Below are 20,036 nucleotides of genomic sequence, written 5' to 3' on the forward strand. Positions count from 1 at the left end.
GACGCGGGCGTTTTTGTATGTGGCCCACCACGGAACCTCAGCTCGATACTTCTGACGCCGCAAAAGGGCATTGCGCTTCTCGCATAGCTGCACTGCAGCAATGTCTGTTTCGTGTGCGGCGGAAACTGGTATCTGATTTTCATCGAAGCGATGCACCTCCTCCCGCAGAGCTTCGAATTCAGACGGCCCACTCCTCCTCCCAGCCGTTGTTCGGTTCTTTTCGGAAAGCCTGCCGCACCTCCTCCCGCGGCAGGCTTTTTCGTTTTTAGGGCCGTCGCATCAGAGTTCGAGCGCGAGCTGCGGTGTCTGCTCGCTTTCTTCGGTGTTCAGCGATGACAGGGTGATCCCAAGCAGCCGCACCGGATGTTTGAACGGGAATACTGAAGTGAGCAGGGGCTCCGCTATCCCGAGGATCATGTCGATGTCCGACACGTATCCTGCCACGGTCCTGCTGCGTGTCGCCTGGCTGAAATCTGAATATTTGATTTTGACGGTTACCGTCTTTCCTTTGATGTCGTGCGCCTCGCAATAGCGCCAGACTTTTTCGGCCAGGGGCCGCAGCTCCGCCCTGGCCGGATCGAGATCATCGATGTCCTCGACAAACGTATCCTCAGCACCAACAGATTTGCGGATGCGATCTGCTCTGACCTGCCGGTCGTCGATGCCCCGCGCGATGCCATAGAAGTAAGATCCGGACTTGCCGAAATGCGTCTGAAGAAACTGAAGCGACTTCGATTTCAGATCGAGCCCGGTTTCGATCCCATGGCGTTGCATGCGCTCGGCCGTGGCGGGCCCCACGCCATGGAATTTCTTGACGGGGAGGGCCTCGACAAACCCTGGCCCGTTTTTTGGCGTGATGACAGCCTGGCCATTCGGCTTATTCAGGTCGCTCGCCATCTTTGCCAGAAACTTGTTGTAGGAAATGCCGGCTGAGGCGTTGAGACCTGTGGCTGCCTTGATCTTTGCCCGGATTTCCAGCGCGATCTCGGTGGCGATCTCCATGCCCTTCAGATTTTCTGTGACATCGAGATAGGCTTCGTCCAATGACAGCGGCTCGATCAACGCCGTGTATTCGGCGAAGATCTCGCGTATCTGGTGAGAGACCTGCCGGTAGACGTCAAAGCGGGGTGGTACGAAGATCAAATCCGGGCACTTGCGCTTGGCGGTCATGGAGGGCATCGCCGAGTGGACGCCAAAGGCGCGTGCCTCATAACTTGCGGCCGCCACCACGCCACGGGCCGCGGACCCGCCAACGGCGACGGGCTTGCCGCGCAGCTGCGGATTGTCGCGCTGTTCAACAGAGGCATAAAAGGCGTCCATATCGGCATGGATGATTTTGCGCACGGGCGCGCTACCAATCGGTTCGGCTCACGAAGCGGGACGGCGAAGTCGGAGCTTCCTGAATGGGCAGTTGGCTGTCCGTGCAATGATGGCGCCCGCTGATCACAGCAACGAACCTTCATCATCTGAAGTGGGCTTGGGCTGCGGCGGCACGATCACCAGCATGCTGGAGGGGAGGGGGCGCTGCAGATGCATGGCCTCGTCCCAAGGCGCCGTCAACCAGGTATCGACCTCTGCCGGCGTGGTAAGAATTACCGGCATGGCCTTTTCATGAATGGGAGAAACGATCTCGTTCGGCGACGTCGTTAGAAACCCGAACAGTTCATATTCCTGCTCGCCATCCCTGACTTTGCGTACCCCCTTCCACGGTGTCCAGAAGCCTGCGAAAAACATCAGCGGCCGGTTTTCATTGTGGGCAAACCATGCATTCGGCACACGCCCGCCTGCGACCTTGGTGGCCGGATCAGGCTCGGCAAAAGACGTGAAAGGCACGACGCATCGGCTGCTCGCCCCAAGCCAGCGACGCCAGTGCGGGGAACCTACATTGCGGATGTTGGTGACGCCAGAATCGTAGTTCTTCACATAAGCAGGTGGTGACGGCATGCCCCAGGTCGCCCGGGCAATTTCGCGTTGTCCGTCCTCTGCAACGCGGACAATTGGCGCCTGATAGCCTGGATAGACATCGAAGCTCGCTTCATTCCAGCCGGCGCGATCCCGGAAGGCTTTCGTGAACTGCAGAACCGCGTCACGTGTGGTGGTGACATTATAGAGATTGCACATTCAACCCTCTCCCTATTTCCACATGGCCCGCATGCGCGCGCCGACATTGATGCGGATTTGCTGGGCGCTTCGCTCGGACGCGGCCGGCGAGACCTTCGGCCAAGTCGTCTTCTCGAAGAACTGCAGCAGGGTTGCCGGAATGAACCGCGTCCTTGCTGCATAAACGTGCCGGTCGCCTTGCGCGTTCTGCCCGTGGGTAAAAAATCGCTGCGGCGTGATCAGGGCCAGATGATCGCGGGCGCGGGTCATGGCGACATAGAGCAGGCGGCGCTCTTCCTCGAGTTCCTGGCTGGTGCCGGTTCCAAGATCAGACGGAATGCAGCCATCCACCACATTGAGCATGAAGACAGCGCGCCATTCCTGCCCCTTTGCCGAGTGAATGGTCGACAGGACCAGATAGTCCTCATCGAGCAACGGCACCCCGGCCTGGTCGCTGGTGGCATCTGGCGGATCAAGTGTCAGTTCGGTCAGGAAGCGTTCGCGCGAGGGATAGCCGCTGGCGATCTGCTCAAGCTGCAGCAGGTCGGCCTTGCGGGTGTCGGCATCCTCATGGATGCGGTCGAGATGTGGCTCATACCACAGGCGTGCCCGCCCGATATCCGAGGGCCAGGCATCCCTGGTCTTCACCAAACCGACGAGCAACTGGACGAACGATGTCCAGTCTTCGCCGGTCTTGGGCGGCGGCGGAATTTCTGCAAGGGCCAACAAGGGTTCAGGATCGGCTGCGATCGTCTCGAGAATATTGCCGGCCGTCTTTGGCCCGATCCCCGGCAGCATCTGCAATAGCCGGAAGCCGGCTACACGGTCGCGCGGGTTCTGGGCAAACCGCAGAACGGCCAGCATGTCCTTAACATGGGCGCTGTCGAGAAATTTCAGGCCACCGAACTTGACGAAGGGAATGTTGCGGCGGGTCAATTCGACCTCCAGCGGGCCGCTGTGACTGGATGTGCGAAACAGCACGGCCTGGTTCTTCAGCGTCATGCCCGTCTCGCGATTGGCAAGCACCTGGTCGACGATGAAATTCGCCTGCTCGGTCTCGTCCTTGACGGTGACGAGTTTCGGTCGCTCCAGCGATTGCCGGTCGGTCCACAGGTTCTTGGTAAAGCGCTCGCGTGCCAGATCGATGACGCCATTTGCTGCGGCGAGGATCGGCTGTGTCGAACGGTAATTGCGATCCAGCGTGATGATGTCGGCGGCGGGGCTGAAGGAAGATGGGAAATCGAGGATGTTGCGAACCGTCGCAGCCCGGAACGAATAGATCGACTGCGCATCGTCGCCGACAACGGTCAGACCACGCCCGCCGGGCTTGAGCGCCATCAGCACCGAGGCCTGCAGCTTGTTGGTATCCTGATACTCGTCAACCATCACATGGTCGAAGCGGTTGCCGATATCGTCGGAGAGATCTGGGTCGCTGACCATCTGCGCCCAATAGAGAAGCAGATCGTCGTAGTCGAGCACGTTCTGGGCCTGCTTCGCTTCGACATAGGCGGCAAACAACTGTCTCAGCTGCTCTTCCCAGCTCGCCACCCAGGGATAGTGCTGGCGCAGGATGTCGTTCAACGGCGATTGCGAATTGACCGCCCGCGAATAGATCGACAGGCAGGTGCCCTTTGTCGGAAAGCGGTTCTCGGTCTTGGAAAATCCGAGCTCGTGACGGGCAAGGTTCATCAGATCGGCGCTGTCTTCGCGATCATGGATGGTGAAATCCACGTTCAGCCCGATCTGCTCGGCATAGATCCGCAGAAGTCGCGCGCCGATCCCGTGAAACGTGCCAGACCAGGCCAGCGCGTCGGTGAGAATGCCAGCATTGGCGCCAAGCACCTGTTTGCAGATCCGCTCGACACGACGCGCCATTTCGGACGCGGCACGTCTCGAAAACGTCATCAGCAGCATGCGGCGCGGATCGGCCCCGTTGACGATCAGGTGGGCCACCCGGTGCGCCAAGGTATTGGTCTTGCCGGATCCGGCGCCGGCGATGATCAGCAATGGGCCGGCCGTCTGGCCGTCTGCCAGCCCAACGCCGTGCTCCACAGCCTGGCGCTGCTGCTCATTCAGTTTTTCCAGATAGGCAACTGTCATGCCGTGATCCCTGATAAGTGACTGTCTGTTCTGGTTTTTTAGTCAAGGTGCCCGTCGCTTGTGCGCGGCGTTCCGCCATTTGCACCCCGCCTACCGCCAGAATCAGCATTGACTCATTTACAAGATAAGAACAAATAATGAACATATCAGCAGTGATCGCCGCTGGAAAGCCCTGAGCAGCATCAGAAAGATCCGCAGCCTATGCTTAACTCCGCCGTCAATCCGACAATTGCAGATCTTCGCGAGCGCATACAGCGCCTCGAAGGCGCGGCTGTGCGCAAGGGTGATGTTCTGTCATTCGGTCTTGCCGAGATCGACGCAAAGCTTCCCGGGGGTGGGCTGGCCTGCGGCGCCTTGCACGAAGTGGCAGGTGGTGGCGCCGACGCGGTCCATGGTGCTGCGGCCGCTCTGTTCGTCGCGGGCATCGTGGCGCGCACAAAGGGCGACATTCTCTGGTGCCTGACGCGACCCGACCTGTTTGCACCGGCCCTGGCACAGGCGGGCCTCCATCATGATCGGGTGATATATGTCGAGGCCGACCGGGAAGAGGACGTGCTCACGAATTTCGAGGAGGGCCTGCGTTTTGGCGGGCTTGGCGCCGTCGTTGCCGAGCTTGTGCGCCTGCCGATGACCGCCTCACGGCGGCTGCAGCTGGCCGCCGAAGCTTCAGGAACGATCGGAATTGCGCTTCGCCGATGGCGTCGCCCGACGGAGGCGGCTGATTTTGGACAGCCGACGGCCGCCACCACGCGCTGGCGCATCAGCCTCCTGCCTTCCGAGCCGCTTCCCGTGCCGGGCATCGGGCGGGCACGGTGGCTGGCGGAATTGATCAGAGCAAGGGCGGGAGAAGCCGCAGAATTTGAAATAGGTGCCTGCGATGCCACGGGTCGTATCAGTCTTTCTCCCCACGCTATCAACGGACAGGATCAGGCGCGCGGATCCCGGAATTTTGCCTGAAACACCGGTCGTGGTCGTTTCCCGCAGTGGATCGAAACGCACAGTCTCTGCAGTCGATGCTGCGGCCTTCAAGGCCGGCGTCCGCATCGGCATGCCCGCCGCCAAAGCCCAGGCGATGATATCCGGCCTGCACATAGTTGATGCCGACCCGAACGGCGATGCCGCGGCGGTCGAGCGTCTGGCGCTGTGGATGCTACGCCAATATACGCCGGTCGTGGCAATGGACGGTCCCGACGGCATTGTCATGGATACCGAGGGCGCCGATCACCTGCGTGGCGGCGAGTTGCCGATGCTGACTGGTCTCGTCAACGCGTTGAGAGGTCATGGTCTTCGGGCCCATGGCGCCATCGCCGATACGTGGGGCAGTGCCCATGCGATCGCCCGCGCCACGCGGCGAGAGGTGATCATCGTGCCAGTTGGTGAGACAGCAAAGGCCGTGGTCAACCTGCCGATTTCCAGCCTTCGTCTGTCGCCCGACATCGTCAGCGGTCTGGCGGTACTCGGGTTTCGCACCGTCGGCGAGCTCTCGGCCACGCCGCGGGCGCCTTTGTCTCTGCGTTTCGGACCGGAGGTCGGCCGCCGGCTCGATCAGATGTTCGGACGCCTTGCCGAACCGATCGACCCCATTCGCACCGCAGACCTGATCGAAGTGATCACATCCTTTTCCGAACCGATCGGCGCGGCCGAGACTATAGCCAAATATATTGGCCGCTTGGTGGTCGAACTCTGCGCCGCGTTGGAAACGCGCGGGCAGGGCGTTCGCCGCGCCGATCTGATTGTCTACCGCGTCGACAACACATTGCAGTCTCTGCGCACCGGCACGGCAAAACCGGTACGCGATATCCCTCATCTGACAAAGCTTCTCTGTTCCAGCATCGAGAAGATCGATCCGGGTTTCGGCATCGAGAAACTGTCCCTAACTGCTACCATGATCGAACCGTTCGAAGAAAAGCAGTCCGTCTCCTCGCTGGTCGAAGAAACCATCGTCGATGTCACGCCGCTGCTCGACAGTTTTGGAAATCGCGGTCAGCGCATGTACCGGCTGGCGCCTGTTGAAAGCGACGTTCCCGAGCGCAATGTCGGGCGTGTCTCCCCCGTTTCCGCAAAACTGGGTCAGGCCTGGCCGACCCGCTGGCCCCGACCGAGCCGGATGCTGGCACGCCCGGAACGCATCGAGGTGATTGCGCTCACACCCGACCATCCGCCGGCATCGATGACCTGGCGGGGAAAACGCCGGCGCATCAAGCGTGGTGACGGGCCGGAACGGGTATTCGGCGAGTGGTGGGTCCGAAGTTCCGAGATGGAGGCGGTCAGGGACTACTATTCCGTTGAGGATGAGGACGGCAATCGCTTCTGGGTCTATCGCTCCGGCGACGGTGTGGATCCTGCGACCGGAACGGCCAAATGGTTCCTGCACGGGATTTATGGCTGATGCGCTACGCCGAGCTCCAGGTCACCAGTCATTTCTCCTTCCTGCGTGGCGCGTCAGGCTGCGATGAGCTGTTTGCGACGGCCCAGGCACTCGGCATCGAGGCGCTTGGCATCGTCGATCGCAACAGCCTGGCTGGGATCGTGCGGGCCTGGGAAGCGGCCAAGGAAACCGGCGTCCGGCTGGTCGTCGGCTGCAGGCTCGATCTGGCGGACGGCATGTCGATGCTGGTCTATCCGACGGACCGGGCCGCCTATTCGAGGCTTTGCCGGCTGCTGTCACTCGGCAAGGAGCGCGGCGGCAAAGGAAAATGTATCCTCGATCTGACGGATGTGGCTCTTTATGCAGAGGGCCTGCTCGCCGTCCTGATCCCCGACGAGGCCGATGATGCATGCGCCGTCCAGCTGCGCAAGGTGAAGGAGATATTTGGTGACCGCGCCTATATGGCACTGACGCTGCGCCGGCGACCGAACGACCAACTGCGCCTGCATGAGCTCAACACCCTGGCGATCCGGCAAAAGGTCCGGCCGGTCATCACCAATGACGTGCTGTTTCACGAGCCGGGCAGGCGACAGCTGCAGGATATCGTCACCTGCATTCGCCATCGCACGACCATCGACCGGGCCGGGTTCTTGCGCGAACGGCACGCCGATCGTTTTTTGAAGCCCCCTGAGGAAATGCACCGTCTGTTCGGCCGCTATCCTGAGGCACTCGCCCGCACCCGCGAGATTGTCGATCGCTGTCGCTTCGACATGAGCGAGCTCACCTACCAATATCCCGAGGAGGCGATCATCCCCGGACTGACGGCGCAGCAGACGCTGGAAAAATTCACCTGGGAGGGCGTTCACGATCGGTATCCCGAGGGTGTGCCGGATGATGTGGTGAAGACGCTCAATCACGAACTCGATCTGATCCGCAAACTCGACTACGCCCCGTACTTCCTGACGGTCTACAGCATCGTCCGCTTCGCGCGATCTCAAGATATCCTCTGCCAGGGTCGTGGAAGTGCGGCCAATTCAGCCGTCTGTTATGTGCTTGGGATCACGTCGATCGATCCGGCCGCCAACGATCTGCTGTTCGAGCGCTTTATCTCGGAGGAGCGCAACGAGCCACCTGATATCGACGTCGATTTCGAACATGCCAGGCGCGAAGAGGTGATCCAGTGGATCTACAAGACCTACGGCCGGCAGAAGGCTGCCCTTTGCGCGACCGTCACGCGCTACCGCGCCAAGGGTGCGCTGCGTGATGTCGGCAAGGTGCTCGGCTTGCCCGAAGACATGATCACGGCGCTGTCGGCAGGCGTCTGGGGCTGGAGCAAGGAGGGCGTCGGTGAAAAGCAGGTCAACGAGCTGAACATGAACATGTCCGACCGCCGCCTGCGGCTGACATTGGAACTGGCGCAGCAACTCATGGGCGCCCCGCGTCATCTGGGCCAGCACCCCGGCGGTTTTGTCCTGACCAATGACCGCCTCGACGAGCTGGTGCCGGTCGAGCAGGCCCGGATGGAGGATCGGCAAACGATCGAATGGGACAAGGACGACATCGAGGCGCTCAAGTTCATGAAGGTTGATGTGCTGGCCTTGGGAATGCTGACCTGCATGGCCAAGGGCTTTGCATTGCTGGAAGAGCACAAGGGAGTGAAGCTTGATCTCGCCACCATCGAGCAGGAGGACCCGGCCACTTACGCGATGATCCGCAAGGCCGACACGCTCGGCACCTTCCAGATCGAATCCCGCGCGCAGATGTCGATGCTGCCGCGGCTGAAACCCCAGACCTATTACGATCTGGTCATTCAGGTGGCCATTGTTCGCCCCGGTCCGATCCAGGGCGACATGGTGCATCCTTATCTGAGACGGCGCGAAGGCAAGGAGGCGGTCGTTTATCCCAAGCCGGAACTGGAGGCTGTGCTCGGCAAGACGCTGGGCGTGCCGTTGTTTCAGGAGAGTGCCATGAAAGTCGCGATCGTCTGTGCCGGTTTTACCGCCGGCGAGGCCGATGCCCTCAGACGCTCGATGGCGACCTTCAAGTTCACCGGCGGGGTCAGCAAGTTCAAGGACAAGCTCGTCCAGGGGATGGTGAAAAACGGCTACACCGAGGAATTCGCCGAAAAAACCTTCTCGCAGCTCGAAGGCTTTGGCTCCTATGGTTTTCCAGAAAGCCACGCGGCGTCTTTCGCCCTCATCGCCTATGCCTCGTCCTATGTGAAATGCCACTATCCGGATGTGTTCTGTGCCGCCCTCATCAACGCGCAACCGATGGGGTTCTATGCGCCGGCTCAGATCGTCACCGATGCCCGAGACCATGGTGTTGCGATCCGGCCGGTTTGTATCAACCGTTCACGATGGGATTGCACGCTCGAAGAGATCAAGGGAACCGACGATCATGCCGTGCGCCTCGGGATGCGACTGGTCAAGGGTTTGCCCGAACAGGATGCGGCGAAGATCGCGGTGGCGCGCGGCGGCGATCACTTCGTTTCCATCGACGATATGTGGCGGCGCGCCGGCGTGTCGTCGGCCTCCCTGGTCAAGCTCGCCGAAGCTGATGCGTTCCGGCCGTCCTTAAACCTTGAAAGACGGGACGCGCTCTGGGCGATCAAGGCATTGCGCGACGAGCCGCTCCCTTTGTTTGCTGCGGCTGCCGATCGCGAGCGGGCGGTAATTGCCGAACAGCAGGAACCGGACGTGACGCTTCGGCAGATGACGGAGGGCGCCAATGTCGTAGAGGACTACGGGCATAAGGGGGTCACTCTGCGAGCCCATCCGGTCAGTTTCCTGCGGGAGGATCTCGCCCGCCGAAACATCGTCACCTGTGCCGAGGCAACATCGGCGCGTGACGGGCGATGGCTGATGACATCAGGCCTTGTCCTCGTCCGGCAGAAACCGGGTAGCGCCAAGGGTGTGATGTTCATGACCATCGAGGATGAGACAGGCGTTGCCAATATCGTCGTCTGGCCAAGCCTGTTCGAAAAGCAGCGTCGCGTCGTGCTTGGATCGGCCATGATGGCGATCAACGGCAGGATCCAACGCGAAGGCGGCGTGGTGCATCTGGTGGCGCAACGGCTGTTCGATCTGACCAGCGATCTGGCGAGCCTCGGCGAGCGGGACACATTCCGGGTGCCGACAGGGCGTGGCGATGAATTCGCACATGGATCACCCGGCAGTCCCGACAGTCGTGAGCGGCCGCCGATGGGCGTCAAGGCCCGGGAAATTTACGTGCCTGACTTGCATATCGACACGTTGAAGGTGAAAAGCCGGAATTTTCAGTAAATCCGCAGATGTAGGGTGCAGTTAGCCTGCCACTTCATAGGCATGCTAATCGACTCATCAAGGATCAGAGTACGCTGACGTTCTCGGCCTTGGACTTTCCGGTCTTGCGATCCTGGCCAACCTCGAAGCTGACTTTGTCACCTTCTCTCAGCGACCCGCCTTGTTGCAAAGCAGATACGTGCACGAAGACATCCGTTCCGCCTGTCTCCGGTGTGATGAAACCAAATCCCTTGTCATCATTGAAAAATTTTACAGTACCGGTGGGCATGACAGTTCCTCTTCAAATCCCGCAGCCATTTGACTCTGCGACAGGCTTTTTATAGTGCGATTGCTTGCTCAACAACTGCCAACAGGGCGATAGCGGCATCGAGGCCTATTCTTAGAGGGGATGGGCTATTTGGTCGTGTTGACCGCTGCCTCAAGCTCCTCAATACTTTTCATCACCGCTTCGAAGCCGGGCGGCGTTGCAAAGATCATTGCCGACATTCTTTCGTAGTCAGCGGCGAGTTTCTTGCGCATGGTTGGTGTCGGCACGAGGCGATATGTGCCGGGCACGGCCCGATCATATCGGTGGTCTGGAGATCGGAACATGAGTTCCTTATGCTGTCTGCATGCCTCTGCGAGTTCACGCATTGAAGCCGTTGCCAGACCGTAGTCCTGATGTGTCCAAATCTGGTGGACGTCGTAATAGTGACGTGAATATCGATTGAGGTCCGGGATCCTTCTTTCCGGGTCTTCCTCAGCGCTGCGCTTTTCGGTCGTTTCCGTCATCGCGTGCAGAATGAGAACCTTTTCCCAAAACGTCCTCTCCGGCTTAACGGTCGTGACGTTGGGAACAGTGAAATCGCTTTCACCCATTTCCTTGGCGACATAGGCCAGAATCGTCCGCACCTCCGCCGGAAGTGGGTCTGGGCGCGCTCCGCCTTCAATACGCACTGCTGCCTCAACATAGCCCGCGCTTGTATCGAAAACGCTTTTGTATCCGACCACGAGAATGTCGAGGGCATCTTTCTTCCGGTAGGCATCGTAACCGAAATTGAGAGAGAAATGCCCGGCTTGGCCGATCTCGGCCTCGACCGCATCAATTTCTTGGCTAAGGCTTTCCTTGAGGGGGCCGGACATATATTGGCGTGCGGCCTCGTCGACCTCTTCCGCCAGTGCCTTTTGCTGCTTGGTCACCGAGGAGAGAGCCGCAATCTCAGGCTCAGTCGGCACTTTCAGATCGGCTTTGTAAATGCCGATATCGATATCCTCGGAAAAGCGATTGATCAGGCCATAGGCCTTGCTGAGGCTGGTGCCACCCTTGAAGTAGAGGCCGATCGGATCGTCGGTGCGCCCATTGAACAGGAAGTCGAGAACCCAGCAGACGTAGAGATCCTTTTCGATATTCTCGGCGCGCGTTTGTAGGTCGGAAGCCACTGTTTCGAACAAGGCCCGGCGCTCATCGGCGCTACTGCGAAGCACATTAATGAAGCCCTGGCGCATTTTCTTCCTCTGTGACGCGAGTGTCGCGCGTTATTGTCTCCACCACGGGATACATCCATGCAGGAAGTGCGCGAATGTTCTCGCGCAGATCTTCGACGATTGATCGCTTTTGCGAGCTTTGCGCGAGATGACGGACCACTCCGTCGACGATGGTTTCGAAATTCGACCGTTCGTCCCGAAACCAGCTCAGGGCCTGGACGATCCGCATGGCAGGTCGCCCGGCCCAAAAAGCCGTCTTTGCCGCTATTCTCTTGAAATCAAGCCGGTAGATGACCGGCTTCGTTGCGTTCGGATCGCCGGAGTTTGCTTGGATCTCAATCGTGCGAGGGTAGGTATCCGCGTAGATCGTCGAACGTGCGGGGACAGCTGTTGTCAAGCCAAGGTCGTTAGCGGCGGTCATGCCGTCAACCAAAACCCGCAGCTTGTCACGCCGCGCAATCGCGTCGACGAACGCGGCGCGCGGCGGGAACACCATTTTCCCAGTCAACTGGCTGATGCCCGGCTTGTCGTAGAAGCCTCGATATGGGCGCCGAATATCTCCGCGGGTGGTGAGCCTCTGCAGCGCCTTTTCGACCGCATTGGGTGTTCCGATATCGAGGAAGTCGTCACGCGACCAAACGCCTCCGGGGGACGCCGCAGCTATGCGATCGTGAATGCGCTCAAGAGTGTCCGATGTCGGATTCGGCATGGTTGTCCTACCTTCTGACCGAAGATTATATACAAACTTTGGTCACTAGCAACCGGCGCTGCCCTACTGACCAATTTTTATATCTAAATATTGGTCAGTAAAGCGCATGCAAAATTCGACGCATGCGTTGTTCCCAATCGTTGCAAACCGGAGAGAACGAGGCCTTCACAGTTGGACATAACGTCGCCCTGTCGGCCGGACTGTTGGCTATGCAGAAGCCTCGGGACGCGACTCTTCTCCCTTCTGGCTTTCATCCCTGACGCGTTCAGTGACTACGTTGGTCTGGCACCATCAAGCGTTGCCCCACAGTTCCCCTTTCGGAAAACCACAAGCAGCAACTGCCCAACACTTTCTTTGTATCGGAACCTGCAGGTCGCCTGATCAGCAAGCGGCAAGGCAATTCAGGCCGAGCGCAATAATGCTTCAACCATTGGCGTTGCCAACCCAGCTCTCTTGTCTGGCATCCCTAATCCAGTCCCGACCTTGGACGGTCAACCCACAGGGGGTTCGCAGCTACTGCGACCTCTCTGGCTACGCCGCCGAGGTGACCGCGGCCGGGTCCGGATCAAACGGGTGCCATCGAGCGGGGATCGGCCCCGCCAACGGATGGAGCCTCACATGTCGGATCTGACCCTTGCACAAAACCACGCATTCGATCTAGCCCGGACCCTGATGGTCCCGGTCACCCTCTTCGAAATCGATGGCGAGATCGGCGTCATGCTTTCCGCCGAGTATGACGGCGACGAGGACGCCATCATCAATATCTATGATCCCTTTGCCTACGGATCGGCTCATTGAGCCGATCACCCCTTTCGGGGGAAGGCGTGCCGCTTGCGCTGTTGCGCGCGCAAGGGAGGCTTCGCCGCGAGCTTACCTCGCAGATCTGCACATTGCGAACCGCGCCCTTGCGCGCTTCCATCTTCGCGGCCTGGGCGCTGCCAGTCCAAAAAGTCAGGAAAGCAGAGGAAGCGAAATGGGAAAAAATGATATCGAGGAGCTGCGTGCCCGGGTGGGCTGCGCAGCCGTCCTTGAGCATGAGGGGTTCGCGATAGACCGGAAAGAAAGCACGCGCCGGGCAGTCAAATTCCGCTGCGACGACGATATCATCATCGTGATTCATGACGACAGAGGCTGGTTCGACGCCCGTTCGGATGCCAAGGGCGATGTTTTCGCGCTCGCAAGCTATCTCCACGGGATCGGCTTTACGGAGGCCTTGGCGGTGGTCGGCGATCTCGTCGCGTTTCAGCCGACCGAGCCGGCCTGGGAGAGGCCTCTCCGTCAAACGCAAACAGGGGCTTCGATCCCTGGCCGGTGGAACCACCGAAAACGGCCATGGCGCGCATCGGCGACGTGGAGCTATCTTCGACAGAACCGGGCGCTGCCATGGCAGGTCATTTCTGCGGCGATCGAGGCGGACGTTCTTCGAGAAGGCCCATTTGGCTCGATGTGGGCAAAGCATGTCGATAAGGCGGGCGCGGTCATTGGCTGGGAAGAGCGCGGTCCGGACTGGCGCGGGTTTTCCACCGGCGGCGCCAAGGCGCTCTTCCGGTTTGGAATGAACGACGTTCGTCGGATCTGTGTGACCGAGGCGGCGATCGATGCGCTCAGCCTGGCCGCAATCGAGCAGACACGATCCGACACGCTCTACGTCAGCACCGGCGGCGGGTGGTCGCCGCTAACCGCGCTCGCGTTGAAAAACTTAGCGTCCGGGGAAGGCACGTGGCTGGTGGCCGCGACCGACAACAATGTTCAGGGTGAGGTTTTTGCCGATCGTCTGCGCCAGATGGCGGAATGCGCCGGCTGCGATTTCTCCCGGCTGAGGTCGCGATGTGAAGACTGGAATGAGGAACTGAAGGCCAGGAGGGAAAGAGGAGAGCTGCCGCATACGCGGCCAGCGCATCAAGGGTAAAGCTGCCGCCCGCCTGACGGCGGCCCTTGACCCGCTGCCCGCGAGGCGCCGGCTGAGGAGGGGTAATCAAAGGACTGAACAGAGAGGTCGATCAGGCTTCGCTTCAGTCGCAACCCCCAGAGGAGCCGCAGATGTTCGTTTCCCCCGCTATCCGTAAGGTGTTCGAAGGCGTGGCCAGCCGCCATGAGATGTACGCCCTGTTCAACCGCCACAGCCAGTCGCCATTCGACGATGACCGTATTTCCGGCACGCGTTATGTCGGTGAGTGGTTCGAGATATCCGAAGCCGACCACGACCGCATGTTCGAGATCCTCCCTCCGCTGTTTTACCGCGGTGACATGTTCGCCATGCGCGAGTTTCTGGCCGCCAGCGTCACCAGCGTGTTCTTCGCGTTGACGATCGATGATCGGTCTCGCTGGTTCCATGGCTATTGCGATCTCGGTGATCGCCAGTCGCCCGACCGGATGCGCGGCGAGATTATTGCCCGGGAATCCCGCCCGGTGCGCGCAATGAGCGCCCAAGAAAAACTCGATCATATCTGGAGCATGACCGGCCCCGATTTTCGTGCCTATGCCGACAACCGCTGGCCTGCGGATCTTCGCAATCGCCAGATCGTGCTCATCTATCCCTCTGCCCAGGGCAAAATCTGGAAGCTTCTGGCCGATCTGACCGACGAGGAGATCGCCGCCAAACTCCCGGTGCAATTCCGTCTTCTGCCGGAAACCATCGCTGCCTGACGGCAGTCTTCACGTCCAAACCTCCACCATCCGCAGCCTGGCAACACCGCTTCTTCCCGCGAGTGTGCCTCGGCGCGCCCACTCACAGGAGTTTTCCAATGGCGCATGACGATCCTTTCACGTCAGACTTGTTCGGTAACACAGCTCTCGCATCGGGTTTTGATCGCGGAGTGCCGGGTTTCGCAGCAGACTTCGGTACCGATATCGATATCGACCCCTGGCGCTCGACACCTGCGCCGGCCGCTCCGGTCCGCAAAGAACCCAAGCCCACACCACAGATACGCACGAAGGTCAATTTCCGGCTGCAGGGTTCACGCGGTCTCGCCAAGTCCTGGCGCGACCGTGCGCGTGACAATATCGCCGCCATCCTTTTCGCCCATGAGATCGAGCGTCAGGGCCTTCCGGCCCGACCTGACCAGCAGGCCAGGTTGATCAAGTTCACCGGCTTCGGCGCCTCCGATCTGGCCAACGGCATATTCCGGCGTCCGGGCGACGAGGCATTTCGCAAAGGTTGGGAGGAGCTCGGCGGCAATCTCGAAAGTGCCGTTGCGCCGGGTGATTACGCGTCTCTGGCGCGCTGCACGCAATATGCCCACTTTACTCCGGAGTTTATCGTTCTTGCCATCTGGGCAGGGCTGATCCGCATGGGCTTCAAGGGTGGCCGGATCTTGGAGCCGGGTATCGGGACTGGCATGTTTCCGGCGCTGATGCCGGAGGCGCTCTCCAAGGTGAGCCACGTCACCGGCGTCGAGCTCGATCCCGTCACCGCCCGCATCGTTCGGTTGTTGCAGCCGCGGGCCAAAATCATCAACGGCGATTTCGCGCGGACGGACCTGCCTGCGCATTTCGATCTGGCGATCGGCAATCCGCCCTTTTCCGACCGTACGGTGAAAAGCGACCCGGCCTTCCGCTCTTTCGGCTTGCGGCTGCATGACTATTTCATCGCCAGATCCATCCACCGGCTAAAGCCTGGCGGGCTTGCTGCCTTTGTGACCTCGTCCGGCACGATCGACAAGGCCGACGCCCGCGCCCGCGAACACATCGCCGGCATGGCCGATCTCGTTGGCGCGATCCGCCTTCCCGAAGGCAGTTTCCGCGCTGACGCCGGCACGGATGTTGTCGTCGATATCCTCTTTTTCCGGAAGCGCCGCGCCGACGAGCCGGCTGGAGACGATAGCTGGCTCGATCTTGCGGATGCGTCGGTGGCAGGCGAGGGCGGTAGCATGCGTACCAATAAGTGGTTCGTTGATCATCCCGAGATGGTGCTGGGACGCCATGCGATCACCTCAGGGCCATTCGGTGAGACCTACACTTGCCAGCCGACGGGTGATGATCTTGAAACGAGCCTGAACGCTGCCATCGAATGGCTTCCTGCGGACATCTATAACAGCGAGCCAACCACAATCGATTTCGAACTTGAGGATGAGGTGGCGGATGCGATGGCAGAGCGGCCTGATGATCCCAAGGTCCGCGAGGGCAGCTATTTCATCGGCAAGGGCACGGCCCTGATGCAGGTGGTGGATGGGGTTGCTGTTCCGGTCGAGGTCAGGAAAGGTCGCAGCACCAATGGCATCTTTGCCAAGCATGCCCTGATCATCCGCAAACTCATCCCAATCCGCGACGCGGTCCGGCTCATCCTCACGCTTCAGGAGCGCGACCAGCCCTGGCAAACGGCGCAGGTCTCATTGCGCATCGCCTGGTCGAGCTTCGTGCGCGAATTCGGCCCGATCAACTTCACCTCCGTCTCGACATCGGAGGATCCGGAAACCGGTGAAGTCCGCGAGACCCATCGCCGGCCGAACCTCGCGCCTTTCCTCGATGATCCCGATTGCTGGTTGGTGGCCTCGATCGAAGACTACGATCTGGAGACCAACACCGCGAAGCCAGGACCGATCTTTACTGAGCGGGTGATCGCGCCGCCGCCGGCGCCCGTGATCACCTCGGCATCAGATGCGCTCGCGGTTGTTCTGAACGAACGCGGTCATGTCGATCCCGACCACATCGCCGAGCTGCTGCATGGCGACGTTGAGGACGTTCTTGGCGAGTTGGGCGAGGCGATCTTCCGCGATCCATCCGACGGCTCCTGGCAGACGGCCGATGCCTATCTGTCCGGCGCAGTCCGCTCGAAGCTCTCTGTTGCCCGCGCTGCGGTCGAACTCGATCCGGCCTTCGCGCGAAACGTGACAGCACTGGAGCGCGTCCAGCCAGCCGATCTCAGGCCTTCTGATATCACCGCACGCCTTGGCGCACCGTGGATCCCAGTCGACGATGTCGTCGCCTTCGTGCACGAGACCATGGAGGCGGCGATCTCCATTCACCACCTGCAGGAACTGGCGACATGGACGGTCAATGCCCGGCAGCTCGAATGGTCGGCCGCCGGGACGACGGAATGGGGCACTCACCGCCGCCATGCCGGCCAGCTTCTCTCCGACGCTCTGAACTCGTCCGTGCCGCAGATCTTCGACACCGTCCGCGACGGCGAGACCGAGCGCCGGGTGCTGAACACGGTGGAGACGGAAGCCGCCAAGGAAAAGCTCGCCAAAATCAAGACCGCATTCCAGTCGTGGATCTGGTCTGACCCGGACCGCACCGACCGGTTGGCGCGGGTCTATAACGACACCTTCAACAACATCGCGCCTCGAGCCTTCAACGGCGATCATCTCCAACTTCCCGGCGCCTCTGGCGCCTTTTCTTTGTACGGGCACCAGAAGCGCGGCATCTGGAGGATCATCTCCGCCGGTGCCACCTATCTTGCCCACGCCGTCGGCGCCGGCAAGACGTTGACCATGGCGGCCGCCATTATGGAGCAGCGCCGGCTCGGTCTGATCAACAAGGCGATGCTGGTCGTGCCCGGCCATTGCCTGGCGCAGGCCGCGCGCGAGTTTCTGGCGCTCTATCCCAATGCCCGCATCCTGGTTGCCGACGAGACCAACTTCGTCAGGGAGAAGCGCCACCGCTTCCTGTCACGGGCAGCCACCGCCAACTGGGATGCCATCATCATCACCCATTCGGCGTTCCGCTTCATCTCCGTTCCCTCATCGTTCGAGGCCCAGATGATCCAGGACGAACTGGACCTCTACGAGGAGCTGCTGGTCAAGGTTGATAGCCGGGATCGGCTGTCGCGCAAGCGCATCGAGCGCATGAAGGAGGGTCACAAGGAACGGCTTGAAGCGCTGGCCACGCTTAAGGACGATCTGCTGACCATCTCCGAGCTTGGTATCGATCAGATCATCGTCGACGAGGCGCAGGAGTTTCGCAAGCTGTCTTTTGCCACCAACATGTCGACGCTTCGCGGTGTCGATCCGAACGGCTCGCAGCGCGCCTGGGATCTATTCGTCAAATCCCGCTTCATCGAGACAAAGAACCCGGGCAGGGCGCTGGTGCTGGCTTCGGGAACGCCGATCACCAACACGCTCGGCGAGATGTTCTCCGTGCAGCGGATGATGGATCCGACAGCATTGTCGGAACGTGGTCTGCAAGAGTTCGACGCCTGGGCCTCGACCTTCGGTGACACTTCAACCGAACTCGAACTGCAGCCGTCGGGCAAGTACAAGCCGGTCACGCGCTTCAGCCAGTTCGTCAACGTGCCGGAGCTGATCGCCATGTTTCGGTCGTTTGCCGACGTCGTGCTGCCGGTTGATCTGAAAACCTATGTGAAAGTGCCGGAGGTCTCCGGCGGCAAGCGCCAGATCGTCACCGCAGAGCCAACCGCTGCTTTCAAGGCGTACCAGAAGCAACTTGACGCGCGGATCAAGGCCATCGAGATGCGCGACGGTCCGGCAAAGCCCGGTGATGACATCCTGCTTTCCGTCATCACCGACGGCCGCCACGCCGCGATCGATCTGCGCTTGGTCGATCAGGCCATGGGCAATGAGGCGGCCAACAAGCTGAATGCACTGGTCACCAATGCCCACCGGATCTGGCAGGAAACGGGAGAGGCAGAGTATCGCCGCAAGGACGGCAAGGCGTTCGACCGGCCGGGCGCTGGCCAGCTGATCTTCTCCGATCTCGGCACGATCAATGTGGAGGCGACCCGTGGCTTTTCGGCCTATCGCTGGATCCGCGATGAACTGGTGCGATTGGGCGTGCCGGCATCCGAAATCGCTTTCATGCAGGACTACAAGAAGTCGGATGCCAAGCAGCGGCTGTTCAACGACTTCAACGCCGGCAAGGTCCGCGTGCTGATTGGCTCGTCCGAAACCATGGGAACCGGCGTGAACGTTCAGGCGCGCCTCAAGGCCCTGCATCACCTCGACGTCCCATGGCTGCCATCGCAGATCGAGCAGCGCGAGGGCCGCATCATCCGCCAGGGCAACCAGCATGACGAGGTCGACGTTTTCGCCTACGCGACGCTTGGCAGTCTCGATGCCACCATGTGGCAGAACAACGAGCGCAAGGCCCGCTTCATCGCGGCAGCTTTGTCCGGCGACACCAGCGTCCGGCGGCTGGAAGATATGGGCGAGGGGCAGGCAAACCAGTTCGCTATGGCCAAGGCCATCGCGTCCGGCGACGAGCGGCTGATGCAAAAAGCCGGGCTTGAGGCCGAGATTGCTCGTCTCGATCGATTGCGGGCCGCCCATATCGACGATCAGCACGCGATCCGCCGGCAGATCCGCGACGCCGAGCGTGACATCGAATTGGCTGGCCGGCGGATTGAGGATGTGGGTAGGGACATTGAACGTCTGATCCCGACTACGCGCGATGCATTCACAATGCAGGTCGGTGAATACACTTTCGACGAGCGCAAACTCGCTGGCCGCGCGCTGATGAAGGAAATCCTGACGCTGGTTCAGCTTCAGCAGGAGAAAGCGGTGATCATCGCCACCATCGGCGGCTTCGATCTCGCCTATCATGGCGAGCGGTTCGGCAAAGACGGTTATCGCTACGACACGTTTCTTCAACGCACGGGTGGCGAATACGAGATCGACCTCCCAGTGACCACGACGCCGATCGGCGCGATCTCCCGGCTCGAACATGCGCTTGGTGGGTTTGAACAGGAACGAGAGAGCCATCGCATTCGCCTCGCCGATGCGAAACGGCGTCTCGCCTCCTATACGCCGCGTCTGGGTGAAAGCTTCTCATTCGAAGCCGAGCTCGAACTCAAGCTGAGCCAACTGGACGAGATCGAGAGGGATCTGGCAGCAACCGCCGACGAACCAGAGGAGGATCGCAAGGAAGCGGCGTAAGCAGCGACATATCTGCCCCACTTGAAACGGGGCACGACCACACACATCTATTGGTCATCACCCGTTTCGATGGTTTCCTGCAGTGGCAATTGCCGCGCGTTCGAAGCTGTCCGGGTCAGAAAAGGCGCTCCCCGAAAGGGTCGAGCGCCTTTTTATTGATTGGATCTCTCGGACCGGAG

Annotated in this window: 13 protein-coding genes; 7 read left to right on the top strand and 6 right to left on the bottom strand. The window is 60.5% G+C overall.

Features of this window, described 5'->3' with window-relative positions; translation table 11 throughout:
- Window positions 1–279: 279 nt before the first annotated feature.
- The 3 genes from dinB to H1Y61_RS25200 form a co-directional block, all read right to left on the bottom strand.
- The gene (gene dinB, locus H1Y61_RS25190; RefSeq protein ID WP_180575618.1) at window positions 280–1,359 is read right to left on the bottom strand and encodes a DNA polymerase IV; all 1,080 of its coding nucleotides are present in this window, start codon (window positions 1,357–1,359) and stop codon (window positions 280–282) included.
- 84 nt (window positions 1,360–1,443) lie between these two features.
- Window positions 1,444–2,121, bottom strand: a complete 678-nt coding sequence (locus H1Y61_RS25195; RefSeq protein WP_180575556.1) for an SOS response-associated peptidase — start codon at window positions 2,119–2,121, stop codon at window positions 1,444–1,446.
- Window positions 2,122–2,133: 12 nt separating this feature from the next.
- Complete coding sequence (locus H1Y61_RS25200) at window positions 2,134–4,200, bottom strand: ATP-dependent helicase (protein ID WP_180575557.1); 2,067 nt, start codon at window positions 4,198–4,200, stop codon at window positions 2,134–2,136.
- A gap of 201 nt (window positions 4,201–4,401) precedes the next feature.
- Here H1Y61_RS25200 and H1Y61_RS25205 point away from each other — a divergent pair, with 201 nt between their 5' ends.
- From H1Y61_RS25205 to H1Y61_RS25215, 3 genes are read left to right on the top strand one after another with little or no spacing between them, the layout of a single operon-like run.
- Window positions 4,402–5,157 carry an ImuA family protein gene (locus H1Y61_RS25205; protein ID WP_180575558.1) on the top strand — a complete coding sequence of 252 codons (756 nt, stop codon included), beginning with the start codon at window positions 4,402–4,404 and terminating at the stop codon, window positions 5,155–5,157.
- Window positions 5,078–6,589, top strand: a complete 1,512-nt coding sequence (locus H1Y61_RS25210; protein ID WP_180575559.1) for a Y-family DNA polymerase — start codon at window positions 5,078–5,080, stop codon at window positions 6,587–6,589. The genes H1Y61_RS25205 and H1Y61_RS25210 overlap by 80 nt, the downstream gene beginning before the upstream one ends.
- Window positions 6,589–9,852 (top strand): error-prone DNA polymerase, encoded by a 3,264-nt coding sequence (locus H1Y61_RS25215; protein WP_180575560.1) that lies wholly within the window; start codon window positions 6,589–6,591, stop codon window positions 9,850–9,852. The genes H1Y61_RS25210 and H1Y61_RS25215 overlap by 1 nt, the downstream gene beginning before the upstream one ends.
- Window positions 9,853–9,916: 64 nt before the next feature.
- On the opposite strand, the gene H1Y61_RS25220 is transcribed toward H1Y61_RS25215, so the two are convergent.
- The 3 genes from H1Y61_RS25220 to H1Y61_RS25230 form a co-directional block, all read right to left on the bottom strand.
- A complete protein-coding gene (locus tag H1Y61_RS25220; protein ID WP_060511813.1) occupies window positions 9,917–10,120 on the bottom strand; it encodes a cold-shock protein in 204 nt (67 codons plus the stop codon).
- A 125-nt stretch (window positions 10,121–10,245) separates the two neighbouring features.
- A complete protein-coding gene (locus H1Y61_RS25225) occupies window positions 10,246–11,337 on the bottom strand; it encodes a nucleotidyl transferase AbiEii/AbiGii toxin family protein (RefSeq protein ID WP_180575561.1) in 1,092 nt (363 codons plus the stop codon).
- Window positions 11,318–12,025: a DUF6088 family protein gene (locus tag H1Y61_RS25230; RefSeq protein ID WP_180575562.1), complete on the bottom strand. Its 708-nt coding sequence runs from the start codon at window positions 12,023–12,025 to the stop codon at window positions 11,318–11,320. Before H1Y61_RS25230 ends, H1Y61_RS25225 begins: the two co-directional genes overlap by 20 nt.
- A gap of 618 nt (window positions 12,026–12,643) precedes the next feature.
- Between H1Y61_RS25230 and H1Y61_RS25235 the strand changes: the two genes are divergently transcribed.
- From H1Y61_RS25235 to H1Y61_RS25250, 4 genes are all read left to right on the top strand, one after another.
- Window positions 12,644–12,823: a hypothetical protein gene (locus H1Y61_RS25235; RefSeq protein WP_180575563.1), complete on the top strand. Its 180-nt coding sequence runs from the start codon at window positions 12,644–12,646 to the stop codon at window positions 12,821–12,823.
- Between the two features lie 175 nt (window positions 12,824–12,998).
- A complete protein-coding gene (locus tag H1Y61_RS25240; protein WP_180575564.1) occupies window positions 12,999–13,934 on the top strand; it encodes a DUF3991 and toprim domain-containing protein in 936 nt (311 codons plus the stop codon).
- A gap of 131 nt (window positions 13,935–14,065) precedes the next feature.
- Complete coding sequence (locus H1Y61_RS25245; RefSeq protein ID WP_180575565.1) at window positions 14,066–14,671, top strand: DUF1419 domain-containing protein; 606 nt, start codon at window positions 14,066–14,068, stop codon at window positions 14,669–14,671.
- Between the two features lie 98 nt (window positions 14,672–14,769).
- Entirely contained in the window at window positions 14,770–19,857 is a 5,088-nt protein-coding gene (locus tag H1Y61_RS25250) for a helicase-related protein (protein ID WP_180575566.1), read from the top strand.
- The last annotated feature ends 179 nt before the right edge of the window (window positions 19,858–20,036 follow it).

Source organism: Agrobacterium vitis (assembly GCF_013426735.1).
GTDB classification, from domain to species: domain Bacteria; phylum Pseudomonadota; class Alphaproteobacteria; order Rhizobiales; family Rhizobiaceae; genus Allorhizobium; species Allorhizobium vitis_D.